Origin of the sequence: Neptunomonas concharum (assembly GCF_008630635.1) — a bacterium.
In the GTDB taxonomy this organism is placed as follows: domain Bacteria; phylum Pseudomonadota; class Gammaproteobacteria; order Pseudomonadales; family Balneatricaceae; genus Neptunomonas; species Neptunomonas concharum.
Map to the genome: position 1 here is coordinate 2,581,131 of NZ_CP043869.1, position 24,716 is coordinate 2,605,846.

Annotated in this window: 26 protein-coding genes; 7 read left to right on the plus strand and 19 right to left on the minus strand. The window is 43.9% G+C overall.

The genetic code is table 11. The annotated features are described in order from the left end of the window. Nucleotides 1-66: 66 nt before the first annotated feature. The 8 genes from pepQ to F0U83_RS12190 form a co-directional block, all read right to left on the minus strand. Entirely contained in the window at nucleotides 67-1,377 is a 1,311-nt protein-coding gene (gene pepQ / locus F0U83_RS12155) for a Xaa-Pro dipeptidase (protein ID WP_138986952.1), read from the minus strand. Between the two features lie 8 nt (nucleotides 1,378-1,385). Continuing rightward, nucleotides 1,386-2,339 (minus strand): LysR family transcriptional regulator, encoded by a 954-nt coding sequence (locus F0U83_RS12160; protein WP_138986951.1) that lies wholly within the window; start codon nucleotides 2,337-2,339, stop codon nucleotides 1,386-1,388. Between the two features lie 66 nt (nucleotides 2,340-2,405). Next, complete coding sequence (locus F0U83_RS12165; protein WP_138986950.1) at nucleotides 2,406-3,536, minus strand: M14 family metallopeptidase; 1,131 nt, start codon at nucleotides 3,534-3,536, stop codon at nucleotides 2,406-2,408. A 30-nt stretch (nucleotides 3,537-3,566) separates the two neighbouring features. Beyond that, nucleotides 3,567-4,586, minus strand: coding sequence for an ABC transporter ATP-binding protein (locus tag F0U83_RS12170; protein ID WP_138986949.1), 1,020 nt, complete (start codon nucleotides 4,584-4,586; stop codon nucleotides 3,567-3,569). 1 nt (nucleotide 4,587) lies between these two features. Beyond that, on the minus strand, nucleotides 4,588-5,580 hold the full coding sequence (locus F0U83_RS12175; RefSeq protein WP_138986948.1) for an ABC transporter ATP-binding protein: 993 nt from the start codon (nucleotides 5,578-5,580) through the stop codon (nucleotides 4,588-4,590). 6 nt (nucleotides 5,581-5,586) lie between these two features. Beyond that, complete coding sequence (locus F0U83_RS12180; protein ID WP_138986947.1) at nucleotides 5,587-6,537, minus strand: ABC transporter permease; 951 nt, start codon at nucleotides 6,535-6,537, stop codon at nucleotides 5,587-5,589. Then, a complete protein-coding gene (locus tag F0U83_RS12185; protein ID WP_138986946.1) occupies nucleotides 6,537-7,514 on the minus strand; it encodes an ABC transporter permease in 978 nt (325 codons plus the stop codon). Before F0U83_RS12185 ends, F0U83_RS12180 begins: the two co-directional genes overlap by 1 nt. A 166-nt stretch (nucleotides 7,515-7,680) precedes the next feature. Then, complete coding sequence (locus tag F0U83_RS12190) at nucleotides 7,681-9,234, minus strand: ABC transporter substrate-binding protein (RefSeq protein WP_138986945.1); 1,554 nt, start codon at nucleotides 9,232-9,234, stop codon at nucleotides 7,681-7,683. Between the two features lie 527 nt (nucleotides 9,235-9,761). On the opposite strand from F0U83_RS12190, the gene F0U83_RS12195 reads away from it, so the two are divergent. Both F0U83_RS12195 and F0U83_RS12200 read left to right on the plus strand, forming a co-directional pair. Then, on the plus strand, nucleotides 9,762-10,586 hold the full coding sequence (locus F0U83_RS12195) for an AraC family transcriptional regulator (protein WP_138986944.1): 825 nt from the start codon (nucleotides 9,762-9,764) through the stop codon (nucleotides 10,584-10,586). Nucleotides 10,587-10,766: 180 nt separating this feature from the next. Beyond that, nucleotides 10,767-11,381 carry a LysE family translocator gene (locus tag F0U83_RS12200; protein ID WP_138986943.1) on the plus strand — a complete coding sequence of 205 codons (615 nt, stop codon included), beginning with the start codon at nucleotides 10,767-10,769 and terminating at the stop codon, nucleotides 11,379-11,381. Between the two features lie 314 nt (nucleotides 11,382-11,695). On the opposite strand, the gene F0U83_RS12210 is transcribed toward F0U83_RS12200, so the two are convergent. The 7 genes from F0U83_RS12210 to F0U83_RS12240 all read right to left on the minus strand — a co-directional run bounded on the left by F0U83_RS12210 (nucleotide 11,696) and on the right by F0U83_RS12240 (nucleotide 17,015). Beyond that, complete coding sequence (locus F0U83_RS12210) at nucleotides 11,696-11,815, minus strand: transposase (RefSeq protein WP_138986942.1); 120 nt, start codon at nucleotides 11,813-11,815, stop codon at nucleotides 11,696-11,698. Nucleotides 11,816-12,011: 196 nt separating this feature from the next. Further along, nucleotides 12,012-13,874, minus strand: a complete 1,863-nt coding sequence (locus F0U83_RS12215; protein WP_138986941.1) for a DUF3732 domain-containing protein — start codon at nucleotides 13,872-13,874, stop codon at nucleotides 12,012-12,014. After that, on the minus strand, nucleotides 13,871-14,314 hold the full coding sequence (locus F0U83_RS12220) for a three component ABC system middle component (protein ID WP_150036812.1): 444 nt from the start codon (nucleotides 14,312-14,314) through the stop codon (nucleotides 13,871-13,873). Before F0U83_RS12220 ends, F0U83_RS12215 begins: the two co-directional genes overlap by 4 nt. Next, nucleotides 14,311-15,525, minus strand: coding sequence for an ABC-three component system protein (locus F0U83_RS12225; RefSeq protein WP_138986940.1), 1,215 nt, complete (start codon nucleotides 15,523-15,525; stop codon nucleotides 14,311-14,313). Before F0U83_RS12225 ends, F0U83_RS12220 begins: the two co-directional genes overlap by 4 nt. Before the next feature lie 163 nt (nucleotides 15,526-15,688). Continuing rightward, the gene (locus F0U83_RS12230) at nucleotides 15,689-16,045 is read right to left on the minus strand and encodes a hypothetical protein (protein WP_138986939.1); all 357 of its coding nucleotides are present in this window, start codon (nucleotides 16,043-16,045) and stop codon (nucleotides 15,689-15,691) included. Nucleotides 16,046-16,130: 85 nt separating this feature from the next. Beyond that, complete coding sequence (locus F0U83_RS12235) at nucleotides 16,131-16,412, minus strand: hypothetical protein (protein ID WP_138986938.1); 282 nt, start codon at nucleotides 16,410-16,412, stop codon at nucleotides 16,131-16,133. A gap of 321 nt (nucleotides 16,413-16,733) precedes the next feature. Beyond that, nucleotides 16,734-17,015: a hypothetical protein gene (locus tag F0U83_RS12240; RefSeq protein WP_138986937.1), complete on the minus strand. Its 282-nt coding sequence runs from the start codon at nucleotides 17,013-17,015 to the stop codon at nucleotides 16,734-16,736. Nucleotides 17,016-17,253: 238 nt separating this feature from the next. Between F0U83_RS12240 and F0U83_RS12245 the strand changes: the two genes are divergently transcribed. After that, on the plus strand, nucleotides 17,254-17,904 hold the full coding sequence (locus F0U83_RS12245) for a hypothetical protein (protein ID WP_138986936.1): 651 nt from the start codon (nucleotides 17,254-17,256) through the stop codon (nucleotides 17,902-17,904). 175 nt (nucleotides 17,905-18,079) lie between these two features. Here F0U83_RS12245 and groL read toward each other — a convergent pair whose 3' ends face one another. The 3 genes from groL to F0U83_RS12260 form a co-directional block, all read right to left on the minus strand. Next, nucleotides 18,080-19,726: a chaperonin GroEL gene (groL, locus tag F0U83_RS12250; protein WP_138986935.1), complete on the minus strand. Its 1,647-nt coding sequence runs from the start codon at nucleotides 19,724-19,726 to the stop codon at nucleotides 18,080-18,082. A gap of 64 nt (nucleotides 19,727-19,790) precedes the next feature. Then, the gene (locus tag F0U83_RS12255) at nucleotides 19,791-20,084 is read right to left on the minus strand and encodes a co-chaperone GroES (RefSeq protein ID WP_150036813.1); all 294 of its coding nucleotides are present in this window, start codon (nucleotides 20,082-20,084) and stop codon (nucleotides 19,791-19,793) included. A gap of 144 nt (nucleotides 20,085-20,228) precedes the next feature. After that, a complete protein-coding gene (locus F0U83_RS12260) occupies nucleotides 20,229-20,732 on the minus strand; it encodes an FxsA family protein (RefSeq protein WP_138987150.1) in 504 nt (167 codons plus the stop codon). A gap of 310 nt (nucleotides 20,733-21,042) precedes the next feature. Here F0U83_RS12260 and F0U83_RS12265 point away from each other — a divergent pair, with 310 nt between their 5' ends. From F0U83_RS12265 to F0U83_RS12280, 4 genes are all read left to right on the plus strand, one after another. Beyond that, on the plus strand, nucleotides 21,043-21,810 hold the full coding sequence (locus tag F0U83_RS12265; RefSeq protein WP_138986933.1) for an SDR family oxidoreductase: 768 nt from the start codon (nucleotides 21,043-21,045) through the stop codon (nucleotides 21,808-21,810). A gap of 108 nt (nucleotides 21,811-21,918) precedes the next feature. Continuing rightward, the gene (locus tag F0U83_RS12270) at nucleotides 21,919-23,301 is read left to right on the plus strand and encodes an AmpG family muropeptide MFS transporter (protein ID WP_138986932.1); all 1,383 of its coding nucleotides are present in this window, start codon (nucleotides 21,919-21,921) and stop codon (nucleotides 23,299-23,301) included. 66 nt (nucleotides 23,302-23,367) lie between these two features. Then, nucleotides 23,368-23,601 carry a hypothetical protein gene (locus tag F0U83_RS12275; protein ID WP_138986931.1) on the plus strand — a complete coding sequence of 78 codons (234 nt, stop codon included), beginning with the start codon at nucleotides 23,368-23,370 and terminating at the stop codon, nucleotides 23,599-23,601. A 134-nt stretch (nucleotides 23,602-23,735) separates the two neighbouring features. After that, the gene (locus F0U83_RS12280) at nucleotides 23,736-23,939 is read left to right on the plus strand and encodes a hypothetical protein (protein WP_138986930.1); all 204 of its coding nucleotides are present in this window, start codon (nucleotides 23,736-23,738) and stop codon (nucleotides 23,937-23,939) included. 199 nt (nucleotides 23,940-24,138) lie between these two features. On the opposite strand, the gene F0U83_RS12285 is transcribed toward F0U83_RS12280, so the two are convergent. Further along, a complete protein-coding gene (locus F0U83_RS12285; protein ID WP_138986929.1) occupies nucleotides 24,139-24,621 on the minus strand; it encodes a YajQ family cyclic di-GMP-binding protein in 483 nt (160 codons plus the stop codon). Nucleotides 24,622-24,716 lie beyond the last annotated feature (95 nt).

Sequence of the window (24,716 nt, forward strand, 5' to 3'; positions counted from 1 at the left end):
TAGAAATTACTGGCATCAAGTTACCAGCTTTACCTAAGCAACAAAAGTCCTGCCGTGCTTATCTTTTTACTGCAACGCGTTAAAAGCATCACGGGTGTAATTTTCAACACCTTCGGGTAATACGCAGACATTATCCTCTATACGAATGCCACCCCATGGTGTCAATTGCTCCACCAAGTGCCAGTCAATATGCCCTTTGACGGAGTGCCGTTTTAACTCACCTAATAAGCTTGGAATAAAATAAAGCCCCGGCTCAATCGTCACGACAAAATCGGCTTCCAAGTTTCGTGTTAAACGAAGATAGGGATGATTTTCAGGGGGTGGAGTTTGGCTGCCAGACAAGTCTGTTTGCCAGCCACCTATATCATGTACCTGAATACCTAAAAGATGACCTAACCCATGGGGGTAAAAGGTTCGGGTGATAGCGAGCGCATCAGCAGAAGATATCTGCTCAGGCTGTCGTACAATGCCACTGGCTACGAGAATCGTGAACAAACGTCGGTGCATCGCTTCATGTAGTGCAACAAAGGAAACACCAGGCTTAACCTCAGCGACAATAACCTGTTGCGCAATATCCATTTGTTCGATGAGATAATGAAATAGATGACTCCCTTGACTGACGGTGCGGGTAATATCAGCAACGTAACCTTGGTAAACCGCTCCAGCGTCTGCCAGTAAGGTTCTGCGAACAGCTGGCGGCTGGTGGGATTTATGCTGATAGTGCAGTACCGCTGCGTGTTCATTTAAGCCAATAATATTGTTGTAAGGGAGCTGCCCTTCCTGATGACCAATCGCAGTTAAGTAACCTTGGTGTAATTGATACTCACTCAGTGGTTCTTCAAACGCTTGCGACAGATAATGATGCCCCTTAACTGCCGTTCTGTTGGCCTCGCGAATACACGCTTGCTCCCATGGGGTCTTATAAGCTCGATAGTAGTGCAGATGCTGCATGAGAGTTGTTGGGTTATGCGTCAACTCACTACCAACCACCTCACAGAGTTGCTCTGCAATCAGCGCGATACGCTTACCCGTCACGATCTCTTTAAGAACCGTTGCTCTATCCGAATATAAGCGGATATCAAAGTGTTCACACCAAAACTCATTTGGCATCTCTGGGGTAATATGCCAAAAATCATCCGGTGAATAGATGGCGAGCACAGGCTTTCTATCAGGTACGATAAACAACCATCCATCAGGATAATCTGCTAAAAAAGGCACCCAATGCACAAAGTGAGGATTCGGCTTATAGGCCTGTGTGTAATCATCTAAAAAATGATAGGACGGACGGCCTGAGTGAATCAGTAAACCATCGAACCCTTCTTGCTCTAATAAACTACCACAGCGCTGCATAAGCTGTTGAACGTGATCTGTATACATAGTCTGTATCATGAGTTCGGTGTCTCTATTAAGCCGTGAGATTCAAGCTCTTCACGCATTTTCTGCCAAAAAAGCTCAAGCGTTGTCGTTCTGCTGCTATTTTTCAGTCGATAGAGCCGGATTTGTAATGGGATATGCCAACGTTCATCACCCGCTAAAGCAAGGCGCTTATACGCTAGGCTCTCTTCTACCAAACGTTTGGGCAGCCAACCCACACCAAACCCTTCTTTGATCATCGCTTTTACACTGACCGATAGCATATTTTCATTGATCGTGACTAGATGCGGTGTTTCCAGCGCCTGCTGTAGTGAGTGTTCAATCAATGGTCGTAAAAACGAACTGGCGTGATAACTAATATAAGGCAGGGGGGCTTTTTTAGTGCCCGGTAACATGAACAGGGGCTGATGATCTGCATCCAAGGCAGTTACTGGCACTAACTCCTCTTCACATACGACAAGATGCTCAAAACGAGGGTCATTAAACTCCTCAACATAATTGATTAAGGGATGCCAATAACACAAGACCAAGTCGCATTGCCCTTGGGTTAACGCCGACACAAAATCACTTGCAGCCCATGACGTAGAGGTCAGATTCAGATCAATATCGATACCATAACGCTCAGACGCTGGCATCAGCCAAGTACGATAATAGAGAAGATATAGTGTTTGCGTCGTAGCAAAACGCAAACGGCTCTCCTCTTGTTCACGAATTTCACGGCATTGGGCTTTGGTGTCGCGGGCAATTCTGACCATCTGTTCTGCGCCCGACAAGAAGATCTCCCCAGCAGGTGTGAGACTGAGCGGCAGCGTGTTTCTGTCGATCAATGTCACGCCCATCTCATCTTCAAGCAACTTGATGCGACGGCTTAAGGTCGGTTGAGTCACGTTTTGCTCCTCCGCCGCACGAGAGAAGTGGCGCGTCCGCGCTAAAGCGATAAAATCATCCAGCCAACGAATCTCCATAGAAACCTCGGCCTAACCTTGCCACGTTATCAGGGCACAGCCTGACGTTTTCAGTATGAACTTCATTTACAATGTGACCAACCAATCAGCAATAGGATTGAGTATAGACGATCCTAGCTGTATAGATCGCTCTGGAGACCAACCTGCAAGATGATCAGGTCGCTCATCATAATCCTTAAAAGGCATCTCTAAGGTCATAGCGGGGCAATTGAAATAGTCCCCTACCCAAAACCCTGCAATAGTCATCGTCTCAGGTCCGAATTTCCCCGGCTCATAGCCACGCACGGTTTGGAAATCGGGGTTCACCCGCTGCAAATCCTGCTTAAATTGCTCTTCTTGAGCCAACACTTGCTCGGATACACTCGGTGAACCTGCTTGCCCAGCGATAAAGTTACAAGGCAGCGCTTCATCGCCATGAATATCCAGATACAGATCTACGCCAGTATCCATCATCTTTTGCCGCACATAGTAAACTTCTGGGCTGTTCTTTAGGGTGGGAGATTGCCACTCGCGATTTAAGTTAATCCCCGCCGCATTGGTACGTAGGTGCCCTCTTACTGAACCATCAGGGTTCATATTGGGCACTACCCAAAAGATACACTGTTCTAGCAGTTTGGCTGACAATGGGTCTGTTTCATCCAACAAACGACCCAGCATCCCTTCCGCAAACCACTCAGCCATGGTTTCTCCTGGGTGTTGGCGCGCCGTCACCCAGATATGCTTTTTATGGGCACCGTCATCACCAATTTTGAGCAGGTTAATATCGCGTCCATCCAATGTCGTGCCTATGTCCAGTACTTCACAACGCTCAGATTGCTGGGCGGCTGCCACCAGATCCAAATGTTGTTCATAACTATACGGTGCAAAATAAGCATAATAGATGCTGCCTTGCTCTGGCGTATGCTCAACCACCAGCTCCCCTGCCTCTGTATAACGAGTAGGTACACGAAACCACTCGCGACGATCATAAGAGGCAGCTGCTCGATAATCTGGCCAACCATCGGGGTAAGCCGCGCCTTGCGCGTTTAGAAAACGAAGGGTCAACGCTTCATCAGCCGCACCCTGTACTCGAAAATAAAACCATTGATAGAACTCAGATTGCGTATCATGCTTGATCAGCAACTGTATATCCGACGGCTGCTCGGCCGACACGACTTGAATATTACCGGCATCAAACTGACTGCTGATCTTGACCATGAAAACAACAACTCCTCTATCAAACTGATGTTATAAACGGTTTTCTTCTACACCGTGGCAAGCGACTTGCGTACCATCATCAAGCACTCTCAAAACAGGGATCTCTTGTCGACAGCGCTCATTAGCATGTGGACAACGCCCGTGGAATACACAACCGGATGGTAGATTTACCGGCGTCGGTACTTCGCCGATGAGCTTAATATAATCGGGGCGATCATCCTCTAACCGTGGAATCGCCGACAATAACGCCTGTGTATAGGGATGTCGTGGCTGTGAGAACAGCTGTTTAGTCGGGGCTAATTCACACACCGTACCCAAATACATAACAGCCACACGGGTGCCAAAATGCTCTACCACCGAAAGGTCATGGGTAATAAACAGGTAGGTCAGGTTACGCTGCTCTTGCGCATCCATCATAAGGTTTAGCACCTGAGCCTGAATCGACACATCCAGCGCCGAAATCGGCTCATCCGCCACGATAAACTCAGGATCTACAGCCAATGCTCGGGCGATACTGATACGCTGGCGCTGACCACCAGAGAATTCATGGGAATAGCGCTCACCCCACGTTGGATCAACCCCTACCGAAAACATCACCTCATGAATCTTATCCCGCACTTCAGCGGCGCTCATATTCGGATTATGGAACTGTATCGGTTCTTGTAACGTTTGCTGGATCGTCATACGCGGATTTAAAGACGCATAGGGATTCTGGAAAATCATCTGCATCTTTTTACGGAAAGGCAGAATTTGCCGATCATTTAAATGATCAATCCGCTCACCCTTGTAAGCGATCTGTCCAGATGTCGGATTCAGCAAGCCCATCACTGTGCGTGCAACCGTGGATTTCCCACAGCCCGATTCCCCCACAACACACAAGGCTTCACCTTGCATCACATCCAGACTCACACCGTTAATAGCGTGTACGTATTCTTGATGTCGAACAATCTTGCCGCCTTTAAACTGTAGCTGGTCTAACAAATCACCCGAAATAGAAAAACGTTTATACAAATCACGAATTTGCACCAATGAGTTGGTTTGCTCAGTCATATCAGAGCTCCTCCTTATGTGCCGCTACCTGTTTCATTTCGGCAACCATATGACAAGCAACCAAACAATTACCTGATTGCGTAAAACTCGGTAAGTTGTGCTTACACGTTTCAAAAGCGTACTCACAGCGTGGATTAAATGCACACCCTCTAGGGATATTCTGAAGCGGCGGCATAGAGCCTCGTATCTGATTCAACTTTTGCCCCGGCAACGCCATCTGCGGTAAAGCATTCATCAAGCCTTGAGTGTAAGGATGCTGTGCATCATTAATAATCTCTTTGGTTGGGCCTTGTTCAATAATACGCCCGGCATACATCACCAACATTTTCTGAGTGACTTGCGAAACCACCCCCAAATCATGAGTGATCAGAATCAGTGCAACGTTATTTTTCTCACACAGGTCTAACATCAGGTCCATAATTTCAGCCTGAATCGTCACATCCAATGCTGTCGTAGGCTCATCCGCGATAATGATATCTGGGTCTAGTAACAACCCTATAGCAATGACGATACGCTGTCGCATCCCTCCTGATAGCTCATGAGGGTATTGATCAAGGCGTTTTTCAGGCGATGGTATTTGTACTTGCTTAAGCTTTTGCAAGGCAACACGTTTGGCATCCGCCATACTGATCTTACGATGCGCCAACAAACACTCCACCATCTGATCGCCGATGGTCAATACCGGATTCAGCGTCATCATAGGATCTTGGAAGATCATAGAGATACGGTTACCACGAATAGAGCGCAGCTCACTCGGCGATAAACTCGCCAGATCTTTACCCTCAAAGTTCACATGACCAGAGGAGATAAAACCCGGGCGCGACAAAAGATTCAAAATAGAGAACCCCAGCACCGATTTACCCGCTCCGGACTCACCCACCACGCCTAAACGTTCACCGCGCTCCAGAGTAAAACTGACATCACGGAGTGCTTTAACGCTGCCACTACGTAAACCAAAGCACACTTCTAAATGGTTAACTTCTAACAACGGCATGTGTCATTACCCCTTATACAATTTCGGATTAAGCACATCGCGCATCCAGTCGCCGAGCAAATTCATGACCAGAACCAGCACAATTAATACCAAACCAGGAATGACGGTAATCCACCAAGCCCCAGAGAAAATATATTCAAAACCACTGGATATCAGTGACCCTAACGATGGTTGGGAAACCGGCATACCCAAGCCTAAAAAGGACAAGGAGGCCTCTGAAATAATCGCGTTAGCGATCTGTACCGTAGAGATAACCAAAATAGGCGATAGCGTATTGGGCAAAATATGCCGAAACATAATGCGCAAGCGCCCAAAGCCCATGACGCGCGCTGCATCAACATACTCTTTCTTCTTCTCGGCCAACACCGAAGCACGAATCGTACGGGCATACTGTGGCCACTCCGCAATACCAATCACCAGTATCAGCATGATCATCGCCAACTCTTGGTACAGCTCTGTTCCAAAGGTTGCCTGGAACACCGCCAGTACAATGATCGCTACCATCATCGTCGAGAAAGACAGCTGAATATCTGCAATACGCATCAATAAACTATCGACCCGGCCACCCACATAACCCGCCGTTAGCCCGATCACGATACCCAAAAACGCTTGCAATAAAACCGCACAGATACCAATCGTGATAGACACTCGCGTGCCATAAAGAATGGTCGACAGCATGTCACGCCCTTGAGCGTCGGTGCCTAATAAAAATCGTTCATCCCCTTCATCATCCCAACTCGGTGGGATTTCAGAATCCAGGATATCAATCTGAGAAGGATCATAAGGGTCAAACGGCGCAATAAAAGAGGCACTTAACGCCATCACCACATAGAGAACAAAGATAGCAAAACTGATTTGCGCTACCCGATCAATCCGAAAGCTATGCCAGAAATGAGACTCTTTAAAGCGCTGCCATGTTGATGGAGGTGCATCCATTTTCATTGTTGAGTCAGTCATTATTTTTTACCTGCCAGCTTAACGGTTGGATTCACAAGACCATAAATCAAGTCCACCAGCGTATTCGTCACCACAAAGATCGCACCAACCACAATCAAATAAGCCACAATCAACGGCGTATCAACTCGGTTTACCGCTTCTAAAAACAGGAAGCCCATACCCGGCCATTGGAAAACGGTTTCGGTTAAAATGGTGTAAGCCACCATCGTACCAATCTGTACCCCACCCACCGTAATAACCGGTAACATGGTATTTTTTAGCGCATGTAGGAAATAGATTCGTCTTGGCGAAATACCCTTTGCCCACGCAAACTTCACATACTCAGACTGCAACACCTCCATCATCTCGGCACGAATCAAGCGGATGAAAAGCGGCAACATAATAGACGCCAAGGTAAAACTAGGTAGCACCAAGTGCATCAAACCATCGGCTGTAAAAAAGCCACTTTCCCAGAAACCCAAAATCGTTGTGGTCTCCCCTCGACCATAGGAAGGCATCCATCCCAACTCAATCGCAAATAAATAGATCAAGCCGATAGCCGTCAGGAATACCGGAACCGAAATCCCGACGATACTTAATCCCATCACCACCTTAGAGAACAGACCGTTAGGCTTGATCGCAGAATAAACACCCACAGGAACAGAAAAGCACACAATAATTAACGTTGCGCCAATTACCAGTTCCATCGTTGCAGGGAATTTCTTTAAAATGACTTCAAGCGCAGGCTCCTTAAAGAAATAGGAGTTTCCTAAATCCCCTTGGATCGCCTTAGACGCAAAACGAGCATATTGAACCAAGAAGGGGTCATTTAAACCCATCTCATCGCGAAGCGCCTGTCGCTCCTCTTCGGATACTGCTTGTCCTACCAACTCTCGTAACGGATCACCTAAGTTATCCTGAATAGAGAAACTGATAAGACTGATGACGAACATCACGACAACGGCCTGAAAAAACCGTTTGATAAAAAAAGCAATCATGATAATCAGCCTTAGGCATTGGGATAATGGATATAAAGCATCAGGTTTTGGCAGGCCAACATCGAATCAACCTTTCACTACCCATATAATTCTTATTGTAAGTAGTGACACCTAGAAAAACATAAAACATTCAGGCGGCCAGTTGGCCACCTGAATTTACAGCAACTTACTCTTTGATCACCAGATCACCGAGGTAAGGGAAGTTCATCCCGTTAACGATAGGTGCAATATCAACACCTTTACGCGCACCCCAGCTCAGGTTCTGCCAGTGCAAAGGAACAAAAGCAGCGTCATCGTAGACTGCTTTTTCCATCGCCTGCATCAACTTAGCTCGTTCTGCTGTGTCGGTGATTGTATTGGCTTTCACCATCATCTCATCAACTTTCGGGTTGCAGTAATTACCGCTGTTATATTGCCCCATACCCGTTTCTTTGTTCGGGCAAGCTGATAGGAACTCAAAGAAGTTGTTGGTATCTTCTGTATCTGAGTGCCAGCCGATCATCATCATATCCGCCGCACGCTCATCAAACGTTGGCCAATACTGTGCTTTTGGCATAGTTTTCAGATCAACCTTAATATTGATCTTAGACAGCATAGACGCCACTGCTTGCGCGATTTTGTCATCGTTCACATAGCGGTTATTAGGTGCCATCATCGTGATGCTAAAGCCATTTTCATAACCTGCTTCTTTCATCAACGCTTTTGCTTTTTTCAGATCATAACGAGGCTTCAGGTCAGGGTTATGACCAAGATAGCCTTCTGGCGAGAACTGAGCACCGGGCGTTGCAAAGCCCTTCATGATCTTTTTAACGATACCTTCCTGATTGATCGCATAGTTGATCGCTTGGCGCACGCGCACATCTTTAAAGGCTTCAACGCGGTCTTGGTTCATCTGGAACGTGATAATACGAGTACCGCTCATAGTAACCAGATCAACCTTATCGCTTGCTTTGATACGGTCGTGATCGGTAGGTGGGACCGGAGCAATAAAATCAACACCGCCAGAAAGCAAAGCTGCCACACGAGTTGGCGCTTCTTTGATTGGCGTTAAGATGATTTTATCAACATTACCCGGAGACTTTGTATCCCAGTATGTGCTATTGCGGTCAAACTCAACTTTAACGCCCTGTTCACGATAGCTGACCGTATAAGGGCCTGTACCTGAAATATTGCGGGACGCAAAAGAGTCACCATGTTTTACCAAAAGATCTTTTGCCTTACCGTTAGCATCTTCACCGGTAAAAAACGCACTATCCATCGGGAACAGGTACGTCATATTGTTAAGCACCAGCGGGAACGGCTCAGCCGTCACCATATCTACGGTGTAATCATCAATGACTTTTAGCTCTTTAAAGGGTGCAAACACACCTTTAAAGTCTGGGGATTCCTGTAAGCGCTTAAAGGTAAAAGCAACATCTTTTGCAGTGAAATCGTTACCACTATGGAACTTCACGCCTTTGCGTAAATGAAAACGCATGGTCTTATCATCGATACGCTCCCACTTTTCAGCCAAACGGGCTTCAAAGCCGAAGTTACGATCCCAGCGCACCAAAGGGTCATGTGTCATATGAGACAGCTGAAGCGTGCCTCCGGAAAGCTGCTCGTAAGGGTCAAGCGACACGGGGTCAGCATCATAAGCCATTTTCAGAGTGGCGGCCTGTGCACTCAAAATGCTCATTGCAAGGGCTGCACCTGCAAATAGCGAAGCGGTCTTTTTCATCACGGTTTCCCTTTTTGATTATTGTGTTAGGGTTTTTACGTTTGAACGTATATCAGCCTACCGGATAGCCAAAAAGTTACCAATCGAAATTACGAGTGACCCTATAGAGGATTTAAATAACCAAATTAGGTTATATTTTTCAATAGGTTATGAAAAAATCCATCATTTATTTGTATTGAGAAATTCAAAATAATCAAACAGCCTAGCTCTAAATTCGGCTGCCAAACTGGCATAGTAATACTTAAGTTCTATGAATCTCTTGCGACAGTAACTGTTGGTGTTACCACCGCCAACTTAGCTTGAGGCACCATAATGAAGCCTTTTAGAATAACTTTACTCATCGTATTTCCTTGTCATGATATAAAAGGGGTAAGGCTCTTTTAACCACTGACCTTTTTAGTATGTTCAATCTGGATCTAGATTGTTAATTACTGCCCCAATGCCCTAAAATTCACGGGTAAACTCACTAAGAGTCAGAAGATTCTTAGCACCAAAATGGATATTTTTGTACAAGTCAGGAGGACATAATGTACCGTGAAATCGTCATCCCCAATAGATCAATGGCACTTGAAGGGCTCGATCTTGTCGATGCACAATACACAAGTACGGTATTTGGGAAGCACATTCACGAAGAATACATTATTGGGGTTATCGAAACCGGAGCCCAGAAGTTTCTTCACCAAAAAGCGCTAAAAGTAGCCTCTCAAAACCAGCTTATCATCGTCAACCCTGATGATGTCCATACCGGAGAGGCAGCATCGCCGAACGGGTGGAGATACCGAGCGATGTATCCGACCTCTGAACACTTTAGTGAAGTCTACAACGACTTGGGCCTAGGATATGACCTTGCTCCTTATTTTCCGGAATCAGTCGTGTCTGCGCCGGATATTGCCCGCGATTTACGGCTTGTATTTGATCAAATTTCACTCAATGCCACCAGGCTACATGCCGAAACACTGTTGTACGCCCTGCTAATGAAGTTGGTTCTCAGGCTATCAATCAAAAAGCCGGAGAAACAGAAACAACGCTATAGTAAACATAAGCTTTATGAAGCCAAGGAGTATTTAAGGGCTACATTTGATCAGAATATATCGTTGAAAGAGCTGGCTGAAATCGCAGGGCTTAGTCAAAACTACCTGATCAGGGCATTTACACAGGAATTTGGCTTACCGCCTCACCGCTATCAACTTCAGCTAAAAATTAACAAAGCTAAAAGTTTGTTAAAAAGGGGGCATCTTACCAGCGAAGTTGCAATAGCTTGCGGGTTTTTCGACCAAAGCCACCTCCATCGCCATTTTCTACGCTCCTACGGTATCAGTCCTGGCCTATTTAGAAGGACTATGAACCCATAAATACGAAGGTTTCCGTGAGATATCCAAACCCCGCATGGGCACAAAATGTGTTACTAAACCTCCTAGGTTAGTATCGTACAAGCAAAATAAAAATGGCTACTTTAAGTTATAAAAAAGCATGAGCTAGGTACGTAACTAACACATACCTACGCCCAAATAACTACTGCTAATCAAGAAATTATGCTGCTTAATATTGAAGTTATCCCTGTATTCATTATCACATGCCTGTTTTCAGCCATGTCACCTGGCCCAGGGATGGTGGCAGTGATAAGCAGCAGCCTAAATATAGGGGCTATAAAAACAGTTCCTCTTATGCTTGGGATGTCGACGGGACTAACGCTTGTTTCCATTATTGCCAATACCGGGGTTGGTATTGTCCTATTGTCTGATGAGACCTACTTTGCTTTTCTCGTTTATTTTAGCGCAATGTACATTACCTACCTTGGGTTAAAATCAATTTATCATTACAAAGCAAGTGTATTTAATAACAAAACAACTAGAAAATTTAACTATTTCGACGGGCTTACTATTTCAACTACGAGCCCCAAAACACTCATCTTCTTTACAGCCTTTTTTCCTGCTTTTATAGATAAGAGCTATGATTACGTTGACCAGATTATCGTATTAACAAGCATACTGGTTATCTGCACAATATTGGTTCATATCGCTTATGCGGCTTTTGTCGAAAAAATATCCTCAAACTTGAAGCAATATATAGAGAAAGTAAACATTGCTATTGGATTGTTGTTTATCTCTTTCGGGGTATCCGTTTTATTTACTCAAATACCAAGCTAGATCTCCTTACTGTATGTAAAAGCACAAGGCCTTAAGCTTCTGATGCGGCGCAGCCAGCAACAGGAAATTCGTAAGCTCCGAGGCCGGATAAAGTGGGAAGGCGACCTTGACGAAATGCGAGGAGACAAATGATATTGGTCAATGCCTGTTGCGTGGGTCGACTACTTTAATGCCCCTCAGAACCGACACTCCAATGTCAGTGAATAATGCCCCACACACTCCCGAATAACCGCGTACTTTACTCTTGCTGGCTCGCAAAATACGGCGCTGTAGATTCAAATGATCGTCGCAATTCAGCTAATATACTGATTTTGCTAAGGGCTGATACCCAGTTCCTTAGCAACTGATGCGGCCGTGTTACCTTCCTGCTGAGATCGGCAAATCGTTTCTAGTCGAAACTCTTCTGTATAGGCTTGGTTCTTTTTGCGTGCCATGTCAGCACCCCCACTTTCAGTTACATATAGCTATAGAAAGTGTCTACAGATTGTGGGACAGTCACGCCCGTATTTGCGGCTGGTTTGGAGCGCAGCGTAAAGCCAGTCCGACAACATGCGCTTGATACGTTACCTGAACAATACTCGCGATGTCATAATCCGGCTAAAATCGGACATGAATAACTCATTCTTCTCATCAGGAATTATGATGTAGGCTGTCGAAATACTCTTGGGGAACAAGAGCGTTTCCATCACGAAATTCTTCCACCACGTGGATGTTGTCAAAGTCATCAAAATAGTCCTTTGGTACATGCTCGAAAACAATCATCTGAAAGGATTTCTGCATGTCCTTTAAAATATTTCCTATGAAATTGTCTAATAATTTAAACGCATCGATGACTTTTGCTTTATCCGAGTGCTGCAATCTTTTTTCTGAAAGATTTGCTTCTTCACCATAATACGGCCTACTGGGCTGATCAATTAGCAAGAATGAAGGAACATGTTTGCTGTTGTTTGTTAGCATTAGCTCATGAAGCCCTAAGAACATAAAGAGGTGTTTAAACATATCATTTGAACTACTTCCGGCTGCTTCAATATACGTTGATTTGGGCTTTCTAAAATCGATTTTTTTGTCTTTATAATTAAAGACTGGCTGGTAACTTCCGTAGTTTTCTAATGATGGTTCAACTAATTTCATATACCCTTGTATGATTTCTTCCAAAACCTTAATACATAAATCCCTGTTCTCTGTGGTATCAATAACCTTAATTGAACTTAACTGATCTTCAATCTCTTTTGTCGATGTAATTTCGTCGCAGTCATCATTGGAGGTGTAAAGATCGAGCTTGGTCTTAGTTTGACCCAGAAAAATGTACTTTTCCCTATCATCGCTAAAGCTTTTTACCTTTTTAGGTAGAGCCTTTGCTTCTTCTTCAAGCTCTTTTATCAATCGTTTACATTCTGCGATCTCATCTGAGGTTTTTCCGTCAATAGGTGTTCTTTTCTTATTTGCTTGCTTAATCTGATGTAAATCATCCTCTAAAGAACTAATCAGATCATCAAATATAGATGTTTTTACTATATCGTCTTTGCTTTTCCAATATTCTACTGGCCTCAAACTGTCCTCGATGACGTTCAGGCTAGATTTGTACTCATTGTATGCTGACTGAAACCTCGTAAGGTTTCTAATTTTCCGCTCCAGAAAGCTTGTCTCTGAAATTATTTCATCAAGTCTACTACCTTTTTCACTATAGGCTTGACTTATTCCGGTATCGATGAATGACTTAAGTGACTCAACAGATGCTAATGTTTCGCTCTCTTCATTAATTATTCCGAACTCCCTAGCTTGAGAGGTTATGCTTTTAAGCTCATCATAGAATTCAGACTTTTTCTCCGAGACTCTCGTATTCTTTTTTTCTATTTTCGCTAGTTTTGCTTGTAAATTTTGCTTTTTCTCTCGCAGAAGAATGTTTTCGATTGTTTCAATACCTACCGCAAGATCAAAGATTCTAGGAAGAGCTTCTCTATATCTATTATCATTCTGTTTATCAAAAAATACCTCACTATGCTGAATAATGTCGCCCGAAATACTACAAAATAACATAAAGTATCGTAGTGATATCTTGCTATTGGCTTTTAATGCCCTTCCGCCGAACGGAATTGTTACATCCTTATCAATGTCAAACTCAGTTTCTAATATTTCCTTCAAACTTCCTTCTGTCATATTTGAAAGAGGGAGACCGGGTACTTCACCAGTCGATGAAAAGAAGTAGTCGCTCGAGGTCTTGGTTTTATTGGGTGACTTTCTCGCAATAGTATAATTTTTATTATTTATCTTGAAATTAATTCCATACCAAGCGACATTCTCGTTAATTTTACTCTCTGCAATTTTGTGCCTAGACGCGAATAGACAGTAATCAATTATATGAAGAATGGCTGTTTTTCCAGTATTTGACTCACCAGTTATGATATTTACCTTGTCTTCTTCAAACTTAAGCTCTCTCCTATAGCTATTCTCATCGTTCATCCAAAGAATTATTTTTGCTATGGAATACTTCATATCTCAATCCTTAAGTTCAAATATAAGCTTGATGCGTCTTCACTTAATATTTTTGATATATTATTAGAGGCTTTAGAAACTCTCTTTAGTCGATCTCCGACTGAGTTAGAGTGCTCGACCTCTTTAATTGATATCATGCGAGAATTATCTATAGATATCATGTCCATCTCAGAAAGAAATTGAATGGCATTTAGAGATGTACTCATATTGTCATAATAGCGTTTATTGAAGTTTGAGAAGCAGTGAAGCTTGTCTATTATCAGCTTATCTAGACTTATTATTTGAGTTCTTCCATTGGCCAAGTAGGACAAGAGTTCTTTATGTGCGATGAAGGGCATTATCAGCAGAGCTTTCGTTAGCTCAAGCTCTTGCGACTTTTCTACTACTATGGATATTGCCAATGAAGAAAAGGCTAGATTGTTTAGTGTTTCCGTTCTCATTTATACGTCTCTTCCCAGTTCTTAAGCCAGCCAATTTTGGGTTTATTTGAAAGGCTATATAAGCCTCCATGACTCATATCTGATAGTAATTTTTGCCCTGATATTGATAGTTCTTTATCTCTCATCGCCTTTAAAATCTTATGGGCTATATCAATATATTCGTCAGGGTTATCTTTTCTTCGATATGAAGATCGGTATTCCGTTTCCCATTGCCTAAATATTTCATCTTCAAACACCTTAATTTCTTCAGAGGTTAACTGACCTTCTTCCACCCATTTGGATAAGTTACTTTCCAGCATAAGTCTGTAGCGAGTGTAATTTTGAATGATTTCTTGCTCACTGAGATCAATATCTTCTATATCTAAGAGCTGCTTAATAAATATTTGTTCTTCAATACTGTTAGGCAGACCGCCATCAAACTTTTGTATCTTTAATTCTGGATTGTTTGCTATGGCAAAGTATCTCCGAAATTTTAGAGCCCTTTCTTCAAAGGTATAAATTAGCTTTTTACTGTTAGAGAAGTTTAAAAATATATCTTGCCGAACAACGGAATCCAACTGATTGAAGAGGCTGTCTATTGACTTTGGATTAACATCTTTCTCCTCAAGCGCTGTTTTACATTTTTCAATTATTTGATCAACTTTTAGATCAGATTTTATGCTATTCAAGAATTCTTTTAAGACTGGCTCATCAAGATTAATCACTGAATCAATATATTTTTGAGTTTCTTCTGATTCAGCTGACCCGCGAAGTCCAATCAGGTATTTTTTTATATTCTCAAACTTCAAAGTTTTATCTTGAAACTTTGAAAGGTTCGACAGGAAATCGTTGGTCGATGAAAATGACTTATTGGTAGCTAAAACAAAGCTGGTCTTTTCTACAAAAGCCTTTTGTTCAGCTGGGTGCTCCCTGCCGTCATTTCTATCCTTGATAACTGCACTCCAATTATGCAATGTTTTCCATAGATCGGGGTCAAGCTCAGTTAAGTTAGCTGTAGTTCCATCCACTTTTCTTTGGATTGTGTGTTTTATTTGAATGAGAACAAGGTGGTCATTATCAAGCTGAGTGTGTACATCATCCAGCAATTCAAATCCAATTGTTTCACCCTTCTTGAGGGTTAATAATTTGTATAAAAAATAGTAGTATTGGTAATCAAAGCCAGCAATTGTCCCTGCTGCAGATGTTTTCTCCGTATGAGGTTTTCCTGTCATATTAACCTCTTACTTCCGTTCCTTATTTATTGATACATTTATCATGTTATTTCTACTAGTTGGTCTCTTATCTCGGTGTTCACTTTGAGTCGAAACAGACATACTTCGCCCACCGTATAACGCCTAAAGCAGCCGCGCAGTATGCGTCGGATGGCTTTTCTTGTTACGTTTCATTTTCGGGCTTAGTGTCTATTACAGCCATATTAATGGCCTTAGGAAGTACCTTTTGCACCTCTTCAATTGAATATCCTTTGGTATGAAACACCGTATTCCCTTCAATCGTTATTATCACTTCCCTACTTTTACGTGCATCAAGCCAAGCAACAACAATCTTTGCAATGGCGTTCCAAGACATAGCTTCAGATAAGGCCGTTATTGTTTCCACAAAACCACTAGCTTGCGGGTTGTTTGTATATAGCCCAAGTCCATTGTGTTCGATGCCTTCAGCGTCCAGCATTTCTAAAAAGGAACATTCACTATGCTTGAAGAGAGTAATTCTTAGTGAACTATATTGAGACATTTAAATGGCTTCCATGCTGCAAATAAACATAACGCTTAATGCACTTGCGCGCATCACACGTCAAATTGCCTTTACTTGTTAGGTTTTATGGCTCGTACACGGCATGAACAAATTCATATCCCATAACCAGAGTTTCACCAGCAAGTTCTTCAATACGATGCTGACTGACATTAATTTGCCCGCCTGGCTCTCCACCCTCTCCGTCAAAGACTGCTTCAACCTCAGCATCCAATGTTTGATCGCCTAGAGCAATACACTCAGCCTTAACAAAATAATCAAACCCATCATGCACTTTAAAATGAACGATATCTCCAACTTCAATTTCTGGTAGCTCATCAGCAAATTCATTTTCTATCCATTCACGCATTTGAAACCTCCTTGGCAAAACTTTGGCCAATTGAAACGTAACAGTTTAGTATACGGATTCCATTTATTGGGGCCACCTATTAGCACATCAAAGACCTATCCCTAAATATGAACTTACTGATTTAGCTCACTTTTCATTTTTATGCAAACCGTTTTTCACCAATAGGTGGACATAATATATGGTTAGTTTGCAAATAAGTGCAGGATAATGCTACATACACGGAAAAATACTGGGTATAAAAACAGAAAACAAGAAGACTTAAGCGGGGAGTTTAGCCTTACGGGAGGCTGGCACCTCCCGGCTGCTGGGGCGGAAGAAGCGTTACAGTAACGCTTCTTTTGAGTTGGTTGGTTCTAGTGCGAAGACCGTTGGGCTGGATTCACTGCTTGCGATAATCGTTTGGCCATCCGCCAGGTGCGCTTCAACCGAGTGACCTAAATTAGCTAATGGGTTGCTGGTAGGTGTGTAGCTATGTGAGTGAGTAGCACCTTGCGCTAGGTTGGATTCGGTCGCTTGTGCACCTACATCGTTCAGTGGGTTAGCGAAGGCCTGTGATGCGAAAAGAGCGGTAGTGATCAAAGTAGCGTTTAGTAAAGTTTTCATAATCTGTATTCCTTAATTCGTTGTGTTGATGGGTGTACTTTAAAACCCAAAACTGAAACGAAACTGAAATAAGAAAAACTTTTTTGTGTATTCCTATTTACTGCAATCTGGCCAGTAAGTTCTTTTGCCAACCTTTTTATTCGTGCGCTGGCACAAAGTGTCTAGCGGCATTCTGTTATCCTAGAAAAAGATCTATGATAGCTCTTTAAGAACAGAATGGATTTTTGGAGACTAGGACGTGATTACCCTCACTAGCAATGCATTGGCATCCAGTTCAACTAAAACCTCTCAAGCTCAAGCAAATGAAGTGCAGCCAACTCGCACCACACCTTCGGTTACGAGTGAAAACCAAGATACCCAACCTGTTTTTAGCTCTCGTGCAGAAAAGCTGGCACAGATAAATAAAGAGTTCGATATTACTACCCCAGGCTTTCGTATTTCGCAGCAGTTTATTAACCGGTTATCCGAAATAGGGTTCATCAGCGAAAATGAGGCAACTGAGCTTAATAAAGGGCTACCATTGACTAGCAGCGGCACGCAATCCACCGAGAGTGTAGAGACACTAAAATCGGCCGTGGAGATCATTTTTGAACGCATCAAGAATGAAGATGGCGTATCTGGCCTGCTATCGGTTCTGGATAAGTCTCAGCAGATACTCGATAACCTTGATGGTTCTAAATCAAAGGTGTTTCCTATAGATCCGACCACCGCTGCTGCAGAGCTTGATCATTATCTAAAAAGCGATAACGCAAGCGTTCTTACCGAGAAGGAAAAGCAATCCTTAGGCGATTTAAAAACAGCATTCACCATCGCCGATAAGCTCAGTCCAGAACAGCGCACTTCAGCAGAAATTAGTAAGTATATGGAAATCCTTAAACGCTACAGCTAAGTCAGCAAAAATCCATGCATTCACTCTAGAAGCGAATTTCAGCAATACCGCATCTACGTACTCCAAGTTAACTATCAGGCACAAAAAAGGGATACCGTTGTTACCAACTGGGTATCCCTTTTTAACCGCGCTTAGTTAGCTGTTGGCTAGTTAAGCGCTAGCATGTTTGAGTAGCTTACATCATGCCGCCCATACCACCCATGCCGCCCATGCCGCCCATATCAGGCATACCAGCACCAGCGTCTTGTGGCTTATCAGCAACCATTGCTTCTGTTGTGATCATCAGACCCGCAACAGATGCCGCCGCTTGCAGCGCAGAGCGTGTTACTTTAGCTGGATCTAGGATACCCATTTCCAGCATGTCGCCGTATGTTTCGTTGCCAGCGTTGTAACCGAAAGAGCCTTTGCCTTCGCGTACTTTAGAGACAACAACCGAACCTTCACCACCTGCGTTGTTTACGATCTGGCGCAGTGGCGCTTCCATCGCACGGCAAGCCAGCTCGATACCGATTGTTTGGTCGTGGTTGTCACCCTGCAAGCCTTCGATCGCCTGTAGTGCACGGATCAGTGCAACACCACCGCCAGGTACAACACCTTCTTCAACTGCAGCGCGCGTTGCGTGTAGTGCATCTTCAACGCGTGCTTTTTTCTCTTTCATTTCAACTTCAGTTGCTGCGCCTACTTTGATGACTGCAACACCGCCAGCCAGCTTAGCTACACGCTCCTGCAGTTTTTCACGGTCGTAGTCAGATGAAGTCTCTTCGATCTGTGCACGGATCTGGTTTACACGTGCTTGGATTGCGTCAGCAGCGCCTACACCATCAACAATGATTGTGTTTTCTTTGTTGATTGATACACGCTTAGCTTGGCCAAGGTGCTCAAGTGTTGCAGTTTCCAAGCTCAGGCCAACCTCTTCAGAGATTACCGTACCGCCAGACAGGATAGCGATATCTTCTAGCATCGCTTTACGACGATCGCCAAAGCCAGGTGCCTTAACCGCTGCTACTTTAACGATACCGCGCATGTTGTTTACAACCAGTGTAGCTAGCGCTTCGCCTTCTACATCTTCAGCGATAATCAGCAGAGGACGTGAAGATTTAGCTACTTGCTCCAGTGTTGGCAGCAGGTCACGGATGCTGGAGATTTTTTTATCAACCAACAGGATGAATGGCTGTTCTAGTTCAACAGACATGTTGTCTTGGTTGTTGATAAAGTAAGGAGACAGGTAGCCACGGTCAAACTGCATACCTTCTACTACGTTCAGTTCGTTTTCCAGACCTGAACCTTCTTCAACCGTGATAACACCTTCTTTGCCTACTTTTTCCATTGCTTCAGCGATCAGTTCGCCAACAACAGTGTCAGAGTTTGCAGAGATCGTACCTACTTGAGCGATTGCTTTAGAATCGGCACAAGGTACAGCCATCGCTTTGATCTGTTCAACTACAGCTGCTGCTGCTTTGTCGATACCGCGCTTCAGGTCCATTGGGTTCATGCCTGCCGCTACAGATTTCAGGCCTTCGTTTACAATCGCCTGAGCCAAAACAGTAGCCGTTGTTGTACCATCACCCGCTACATCGTTAGCCTGAGACGCTACTTCTTTAACCATCTGTGCGCCCATGTTCTCGAACTTATCTTCCAGTTCGATCTCTTTGGCAACCGATACACCATCTTTAGTGACCGTTGGCGCGCCAAATGCTTTATCCAATACAACGTTACGGCCTTTAGGGCCCAGTGTTGTTTTAACAGCGTTAGCTAGAATGTTTACACCTTCCAGCATGCGCTGGCGAGCATCATCTCCGAAACGTACGTCTTTTGCAGCCATTGTTTCTTAATCCTGTACTTAGTTAATCTGAGTAAATTTGACAAAAGCAGTGAAAGTGCTGGGATTATGCTTCCAGAACACCGTAAATTTCGCTTTCGCTCATGATCAGCAGCTCTTCACCGTCGATTTTTACAACGTTTGAGCCTGCGTATTGTCCAAATAGAACTTTGTCGCCAACGTTTACAGACAGTGCACGTACTTCACCATTTTCAAGTACACGACCCTGTCCAACGGCAACAACTTCACCCTGATTCGGCTTTTCAGCAGCGGAACCTGGCAGTACGATACCGCTGGCAGTTTTTTTTTCTTCTTCACTGCGGCGAACTACTACACGATCGTGAAGTGGACGAATTTTCATCTGATCTTTCTCCTGATGGTTTGATCAAAAAGCCAATTAGCAATTGATAAATCGAAGACCGTAACCATCCGGTTACCGGTTGAAATACTAAATGGGGGCTAAGGGATCTATTTCAATCCCTTAAATAAGATTTTTTTTAGAAAATTAGTCATCGTCTTCGCGACGATACTCACCATCGATGACATCGCCTTGTCTAGGCGGAGGCGTTTCTTTCTTGAAAGGGGATTGGCGCTTTTGTTGCGGGTCATGAAAGACGTCAGGCTCATCTTTAAAGGTTTGCTGTCCACCCATCGAAACAACCGTAAACCGAGACATCACCATTTTGGCAAAGGCCTGACGGGTAAACGGTATCAGACAACAGAAGCCTATAACGTCGGTAACAAACCCTGGGGTAATCAGTAATGCTCCCCCTACCGCCAAAACTAGGCCTTCGACCATCTCTTGGCCTGGCATTTCCCCCGCATTCATACGCTGCTGCGCCCGAGAGAGAGTAGAAATCCCTTGATAACGCAGCATGTTCACGCCGATGAACGCCGATAATAGTACTAATCCAACGGTATACCATGTACCGATGGCCTGCCCTACATTGATAAGCACAGTGATTTCGATAATAGGGATAATTATAAAGAGTAAGAATAGAAAAGGCATAAATAGAGTGATCAACCAAATTTTTCCCAACATCAGACCAGATGCAGAGAAAAATCGCAACCATTAGACCATAGTCTAAATACAAGATTTGTAAGCTTTCTCAAACCTCACCCTCGATAAATTTAAACTTTAAAATCAGTAGATTACGAGAAGCAACCTGTTAAACTGCGCCGGCCTAAAAATAAGGGTTTTCACCTACTTAGCAAAAATATGAATAGACATTCATGAAATGGCACTCTAAATTGTTGCACTGCAAAATATTGCAGTGCACAATAAGAACATAGATAACAGATTAACAAGGTACCCTACGATGGAATTGAAAGATAAAGTAATCGTTATTACCGGTGGCGGCCGTGGTTTAGGTCGTTCAATGGCTTTGGAACTGGCTGGCCGTGGCGCTAAATTAGCTCTGGCTGACCTGAATGCAGAAGACTTGGATGTCACTGTCGGTCTTTGCATGGAAAAAGGCGTTGAAGCACGCGGATACATTGCCAACGTTGCTGATGAAGCTAGCGTTGAAAAACTGTTCAATGACGTCGTAGCAGACTTCGGAACACTTCATGGCTTGGTTAACAACGCAGGTATTACCCGTGACGGTTTGTTCCTGAAAGTTGACCGCGAAACCGGAAAAGTCGTTAAGAAGATGTCTATGGACCAGTGGAATCTGGTGATGGACGTTAACCTGACAGGTACGTTCTTGTGCGCTCGCGAAGCTGCCGCTCAGATGATCAACACAGGTTCTGAAGGTTGTATCATCAACATTTCTTCGGTTTCTCGCTCTGGTAATATGGGCCAGACTAACTACACAGCTACCAAAGCAGGTGTAGAAGCGATGGCCGTAACATGGGCAAAAGAGCTGGCGCGTTACGGTATTCGTGCGGCTTCTATCGCTCCAGGTTACATCGGTACAGAAATGGTTATGAGCATGAAGCCTGAAGCGCTGGAAAAAATCGCAGCAGGTATCCCAGCTAAGCGTCTTGGTAAGCCTGAAGAGATCGCTCGCACAGTAACCTTCATCCTCGAAAACGACTACGTTAATGGTCGTTGTATCGAAGTGGATGGCGCTCTGCGTATCTAACCAGATCGCGCTCTGCATAGAAGCCGGCCTTTGTGTCGGCTTTTTTGTTTGTTTTACATCCTCTGTAATGACAGACACAATAGCGAGTCGATTTTAAAAGGACTCTGCATGTCGCCTTCGGATTCACACTCAAGCACTTGGCTTGAGTCGGCCAAAATCTATTTACACCCCAGAGCCATTACGTTGCTGTTTCTTGGCTTTTCCTCTGGTCTGCCGCTGCTTTTGGTCTTTGGTACCCTCTCTTTTTGGTTACGAGAGGCAGGCATCGAACGAAGCTTAATTACCTACTTCTCATGGGTCGGTTTAGCATATGGCTTTAAGTGGCTGTGGTCACCATTAGTGGATCGAATTCAGCTGCCGCTTTTAGGGCGCTGGTTGGGCCGAAGACGAAGCTGGCTGTTCTTATCTCAAACGATGCTAATTGCCAGCTTATCGGCACTCGCCTTTTCTGATCCGTTAAATGATATTGAGTTAATGGCGATATTGGCATTAGCGGTGGCCTTTAGCTCTGCGACACAGGATATCGTGATAGATGCATACCGAATCGAGTCAGCCGGTGAGCGTTTACAAGCGGCGATGGCTGCCACTTATATGGCAGGGTATCGGCTTGCCATGATAGTTGCGGGCGCAGGTGCCCTGGCTATTGCAGCTTGGGTTGCCCCGGATGCCACTCTCTATTCGCAAACTTCGTGGAAAGTAGCGTATCTATCCATGGCCGCACTGCTGGGCACAGGGCTAATTACTACATTGCTCATATCAGAACCTCAGATACCCGATCAGGACGCCGAGCTAACGCAGCAACGTGAGCGTATCCTTGCATTTACAGAAAACTATGCGCATCTTCCCAAAAGTTTAGCCCACTTAATTGCTTGGGCTTATATAGCTATCATCAGCCCATTTGCTGACTTTATTCGGCGCTACGGCCTGCAAGCGATCATCATTCTAGCCCTGATTGGCACGTATCGAATATCCGATGTCATTTTGGGCATTGTCGCCAATGTATTTTATGTGGATATGGGATTCACCAAGCAGGAGATCGCGCAGATCATCAAAGTGTTTGGTGTCGTGATGACGATCATAGGCGCCGGCATTGGCGGGATTTTAGTCAACCGCTTAGGCGTTATGAAGATCCTCTTTGCTGGCGCCCTTCTGGTCGCGTTAACTAATTTGCTGTTTGCATGGTTAGCGACGTTAGGACATAACGTATTGGCGCTCACTCTGGTCATTTCACTGGACAATCTTAGTGGTGGTATAGCAACAGCAGCCTTTGTGGCTTACCTATCTAGTCTGACCAATATTCAATATTCGGCCACTCAATATGCTTTATTCAGCTCCATAATGCTGCTATTCCCTAAATTTTTGGGAGGATTTTCTGGCGGCGTTGTTGATGATGTCGGCTATGTTGTTTTCTTCTGCGGCGTCGCACTCATTGGGTTGCCAGTACTCTTTCTTGTTTGGTTAGCAGCTAAAAATCACACCAAACACGAATGATAATAATTATCATTTACTTTATATAGAGTTAAAGTTATTCTCATTTAACTGAAAAGGAGAATGACTATGACTTACATGATAGATGCTTGGTTAGAACGCTCTGATCCGTATATTCGCGTAATCCACAAAGAGCGCAAGATTCCTGTGCTGGAATGGAAAGGTCAGCAAGTTAACGAAATGATCGCTTCAGGCGCCCTCTGCCCCTTTGATTTCTCAACATCAAATATTAATACCCAAGAGTTAGTTAAAGAACTCTTCATACTTTCATGCCTAGAAGAAAGCACTAGCACAGTTATGTGAACTTTTTGTTAAAGCCTTGCTTAAGGAGAATGCACTCTGTAAAGTAAAACGTATATACAAACGATATACCTTAGATAGCCAATTCATATGTTTTTTGATATCTATTGACCATATCTTTCTTAGGATCCGAAAGTATGAGCAACAAAAAGAAGGCAAAAAACAGTCAGCTGGTCGTCCGTATTAATGATCAGGAGAGAGATGCATTTGTCTCTCTTTGTGAAGAATTAGATACCAGTGCGGCACGTGAAGTACGTCGTTTTATACGTAGTTTTATTTTGGAGCACGGTGATGAAAACACCGGTGTTTCAGACAGTGCTAAAGACAGCACGTTAAAGTGACCACTGTTGGTCAAGTAATCTCAAGGAGAAGTTAGAAATGGCTAAGTCAAACGCAAAATCTATCAAAAAAGATATCAAAGCACGCAAAGCAAAAATCGCTAAGCACGAAGGCAAGCTGAAAGCACTGAAAAAGCTGCTGAAAAAAGCGAAGTAAGCTTGATAGGGGGTGGTTCTACAGCCACCCCGTGTTTTTCGCGAGTTAATCGCGGAAATTATTAAACTGTAGTGGCATTTCGATTTCTGCGTCTTTTAGTAGCGCAATAGCCTGTTGCAGATCGTCACGTTTTTTACCCGTTACACGCACTTTCTCGCCTTGTATCTGCGCCTGTACTTTAAGCTTCGCGTCTTTAATCTGCTTAGTGATTTTCTTACAGGTCGGTTGATCCAGACCTTGTTTTAGCATTAGCTCCTGACGGGCTTTAACACCGGATAGTTCTGGGTCCTTCTCTTCTAGGCATTTAATATCAATACCCCGTGATATCAGCTTAGCTCTAAGCACCTCAATCATCTGCTTGAGCTGAAAATCCACATCCGCTTCCATTTGAACACTATCGCCATTTAGCTCAAATTTGGCAGCGACACCTTTAAAATCATAACGAGACTGAACCTCTCGATTTGCCTGATCAACGGCATTGGTTACTTCATGTTTATCCAGTTCAGATACAATATCAAATGATGGCATTCGTAAGTCCTCATAAATTTAGTACCATTTTAACCAAGCTATCGAGGCTTTTCACCCTCGTAGACTGACAATCCTAGTGAGCAAGGAACATCTTA

What these genes read in the sequence shown, in the direction of transcription:
- F0U83_RS12260 (WP_138987150.1), bottom strand. Translation starts at nt 20,732, where the DNA reads ATGCCTTTTCTATTCTTACTCTTTATAATTATCCCTATTATCGAAATC.
- F0U83_RS12210 (WP_138986942.1), bottom strand. Translation starts at nt 11,815, where the DNA reads ATGGCACGCAAAAAGAACCAAGCCTATACAGAAGAGTTTCGACTAGAA.
- F0U83_RS12170 (WP_138986949.1), bottom strand. Translation starts at nt 4,586, where the DNA reads ATGACTGAGCAAACCAACTCATTGGTGCAAATTCGTGATTTGTATAAA.
- F0U83_RS12175 (WP_138986948.1), bottom strand. Translation starts at nt 5,580, where the DNA reads ATGCCGTTGTTAGAAGTTAACCATTTAGAAGTGTGCTTTGGTTTACGT.
- F0U83_RS12195 (WP_138986944.1), top strand. Translation starts at nt 9,762, where the DNA reads ATGTACCGTGAAATCGTCATCCCCAATAGATCAATGGCACTTGAAGGG.
- F0U83_RS12235 (WP_138986938.1), bottom strand. Translation starts at nt 16,412, where the DNA reads ATGCGTGAATGGATAGAAAATGAATTTGCTGATGAGCTACCAGAAATT.
- F0U83_RS12275 (WP_138986931.1), top strand. Translation starts at nt 23,368, where the DNA reads ATGACTTACATGATAGATGCTTGGTTAGAACGCTCTGATCCGTATATT.
- F0U83_RS12165 (WP_138986950.1), bottom strand. Translation starts at nt 3,536, where the DNA reads ATGGTCAAGATCAGCAGTCAGTTTGATGCCGGTAATATTCAAGTCGTG.
- F0U83_RS12265 (WP_138986933.1), top strand. Translation starts at nt 21,043, where the DNA reads ATGGAATTGAAAGATAAAGTAATCGTTATTACCGGTGGCGGCCGTGGT.
- groL (WP_138986935.1), bottom strand. Translation starts at nt 19,726, where the DNA reads ATGGCTGCAAAAGACGTACGTTTCGGAGATGATGCTCGCCAGCGCATG.
- F0U83_RS12285 (WP_138986929.1), bottom strand. Translation starts at nt 24,621, where the DNA reads ATGCCATCATTTGATATTGTATCTGAACTGGATAAACATGAAGTAACC.
- pepQ (WP_138986952.1), bottom strand. Translation starts at nt 1,377, where the DNA reads ATGTATACAGATCACGTTCAACAGCTTATGCAGCGCTGTGGTAGTTTA.
- F0U83_RS12225 (WP_138986940.1), bottom strand. Translation starts at nt 15,525, where the DNA reads ATGACAGGAAAACCTCATACGGAGAAAACATCTGCAGCAGGGACAATT.
- F0U83_RS12240 (WP_138986937.1), bottom strand. Translation starts at nt 17,015, where the DNA reads ATGAAAACTTTACTAAACGCTACTTTGATCACTACCGCTCTTTTCGCA.
- F0U83_RS12190 (WP_138986945.1), bottom strand. Translation starts at nt 9,234, where the DNA reads ATGAAAAAGACCGCTTCGCTATTTGCAGGTGCAGCCCTTGCAATGAGC.
- F0U83_RS12220 (WP_150036812.1), bottom strand. Translation starts at nt 14,314, where the DNA reads ATGAGAACGGAAACACTAAACAATCTAGCCTTTTCTTCATTGGCAATA.
- F0U83_RS12215 (WP_138986941.1), bottom strand. Translation starts at nt 13,874, where the DNA reads ATGAAGTATTCCATAGCAAAAATAATTCTTTGGATGAACGATGAGAAT.
- F0U83_RS12160 (WP_138986951.1), bottom strand. Translation starts at nt 2,339, where the DNA reads ATGGAGATTCGTTGGCTGGATGATTTTATCGCTTTAGCGCGGACGCGC.
- F0U83_RS12180 (WP_138986947.1), bottom strand. Translation starts at nt 6,537, where the DNA reads ATGACTGACTCAACAATGAAAATGGATGCACCTCCATCAACATGGCAG.
- F0U83_RS12200 (WP_138986943.1), top strand. Translation starts at nt 10,767, where the DNA reads ATGCTGCTTAATATTGAAGTTATCCCTGTATTCATTATCACATGCCTG.
- F0U83_RS12230 (WP_138986939.1), bottom strand. Translation starts at nt 16,045, where the DNA reads ATGTCTCAATATAGTTCACTAAGAATTACTCTCTTCAAGCATAGTGAA.
- F0U83_RS12185 (WP_138986946.1), bottom strand. Translation starts at nt 7,514, where the DNA reads ATGATTGCTTTTTTTATCAAACGGTTTTTTCAGGCCGTTGTCGTGATG.
- F0U83_RS12270 (WP_138986932.1), top strand. Translation starts at nt 21,919, where the DNA reads ATGTCGCCTTCGGATTCACACTCAAGCACTTGGCTTGAGTCGGCCAAA.
- F0U83_RS12255 (WP_150036813.1), bottom strand. Translation starts at nt 20,084, where the DNA reads ATGAAAATTCGTCCACTTCACGATCGTGTAGTAGTTCGCCGCAGTGAA.
- F0U83_RS12280 (WP_138986930.1), top strand. Translation starts at nt 23,736, where the DNA reads ATGAGCAACAAAAAGAAGGCAAAAAACAGTCAGCTGGTCGTCCGTATT.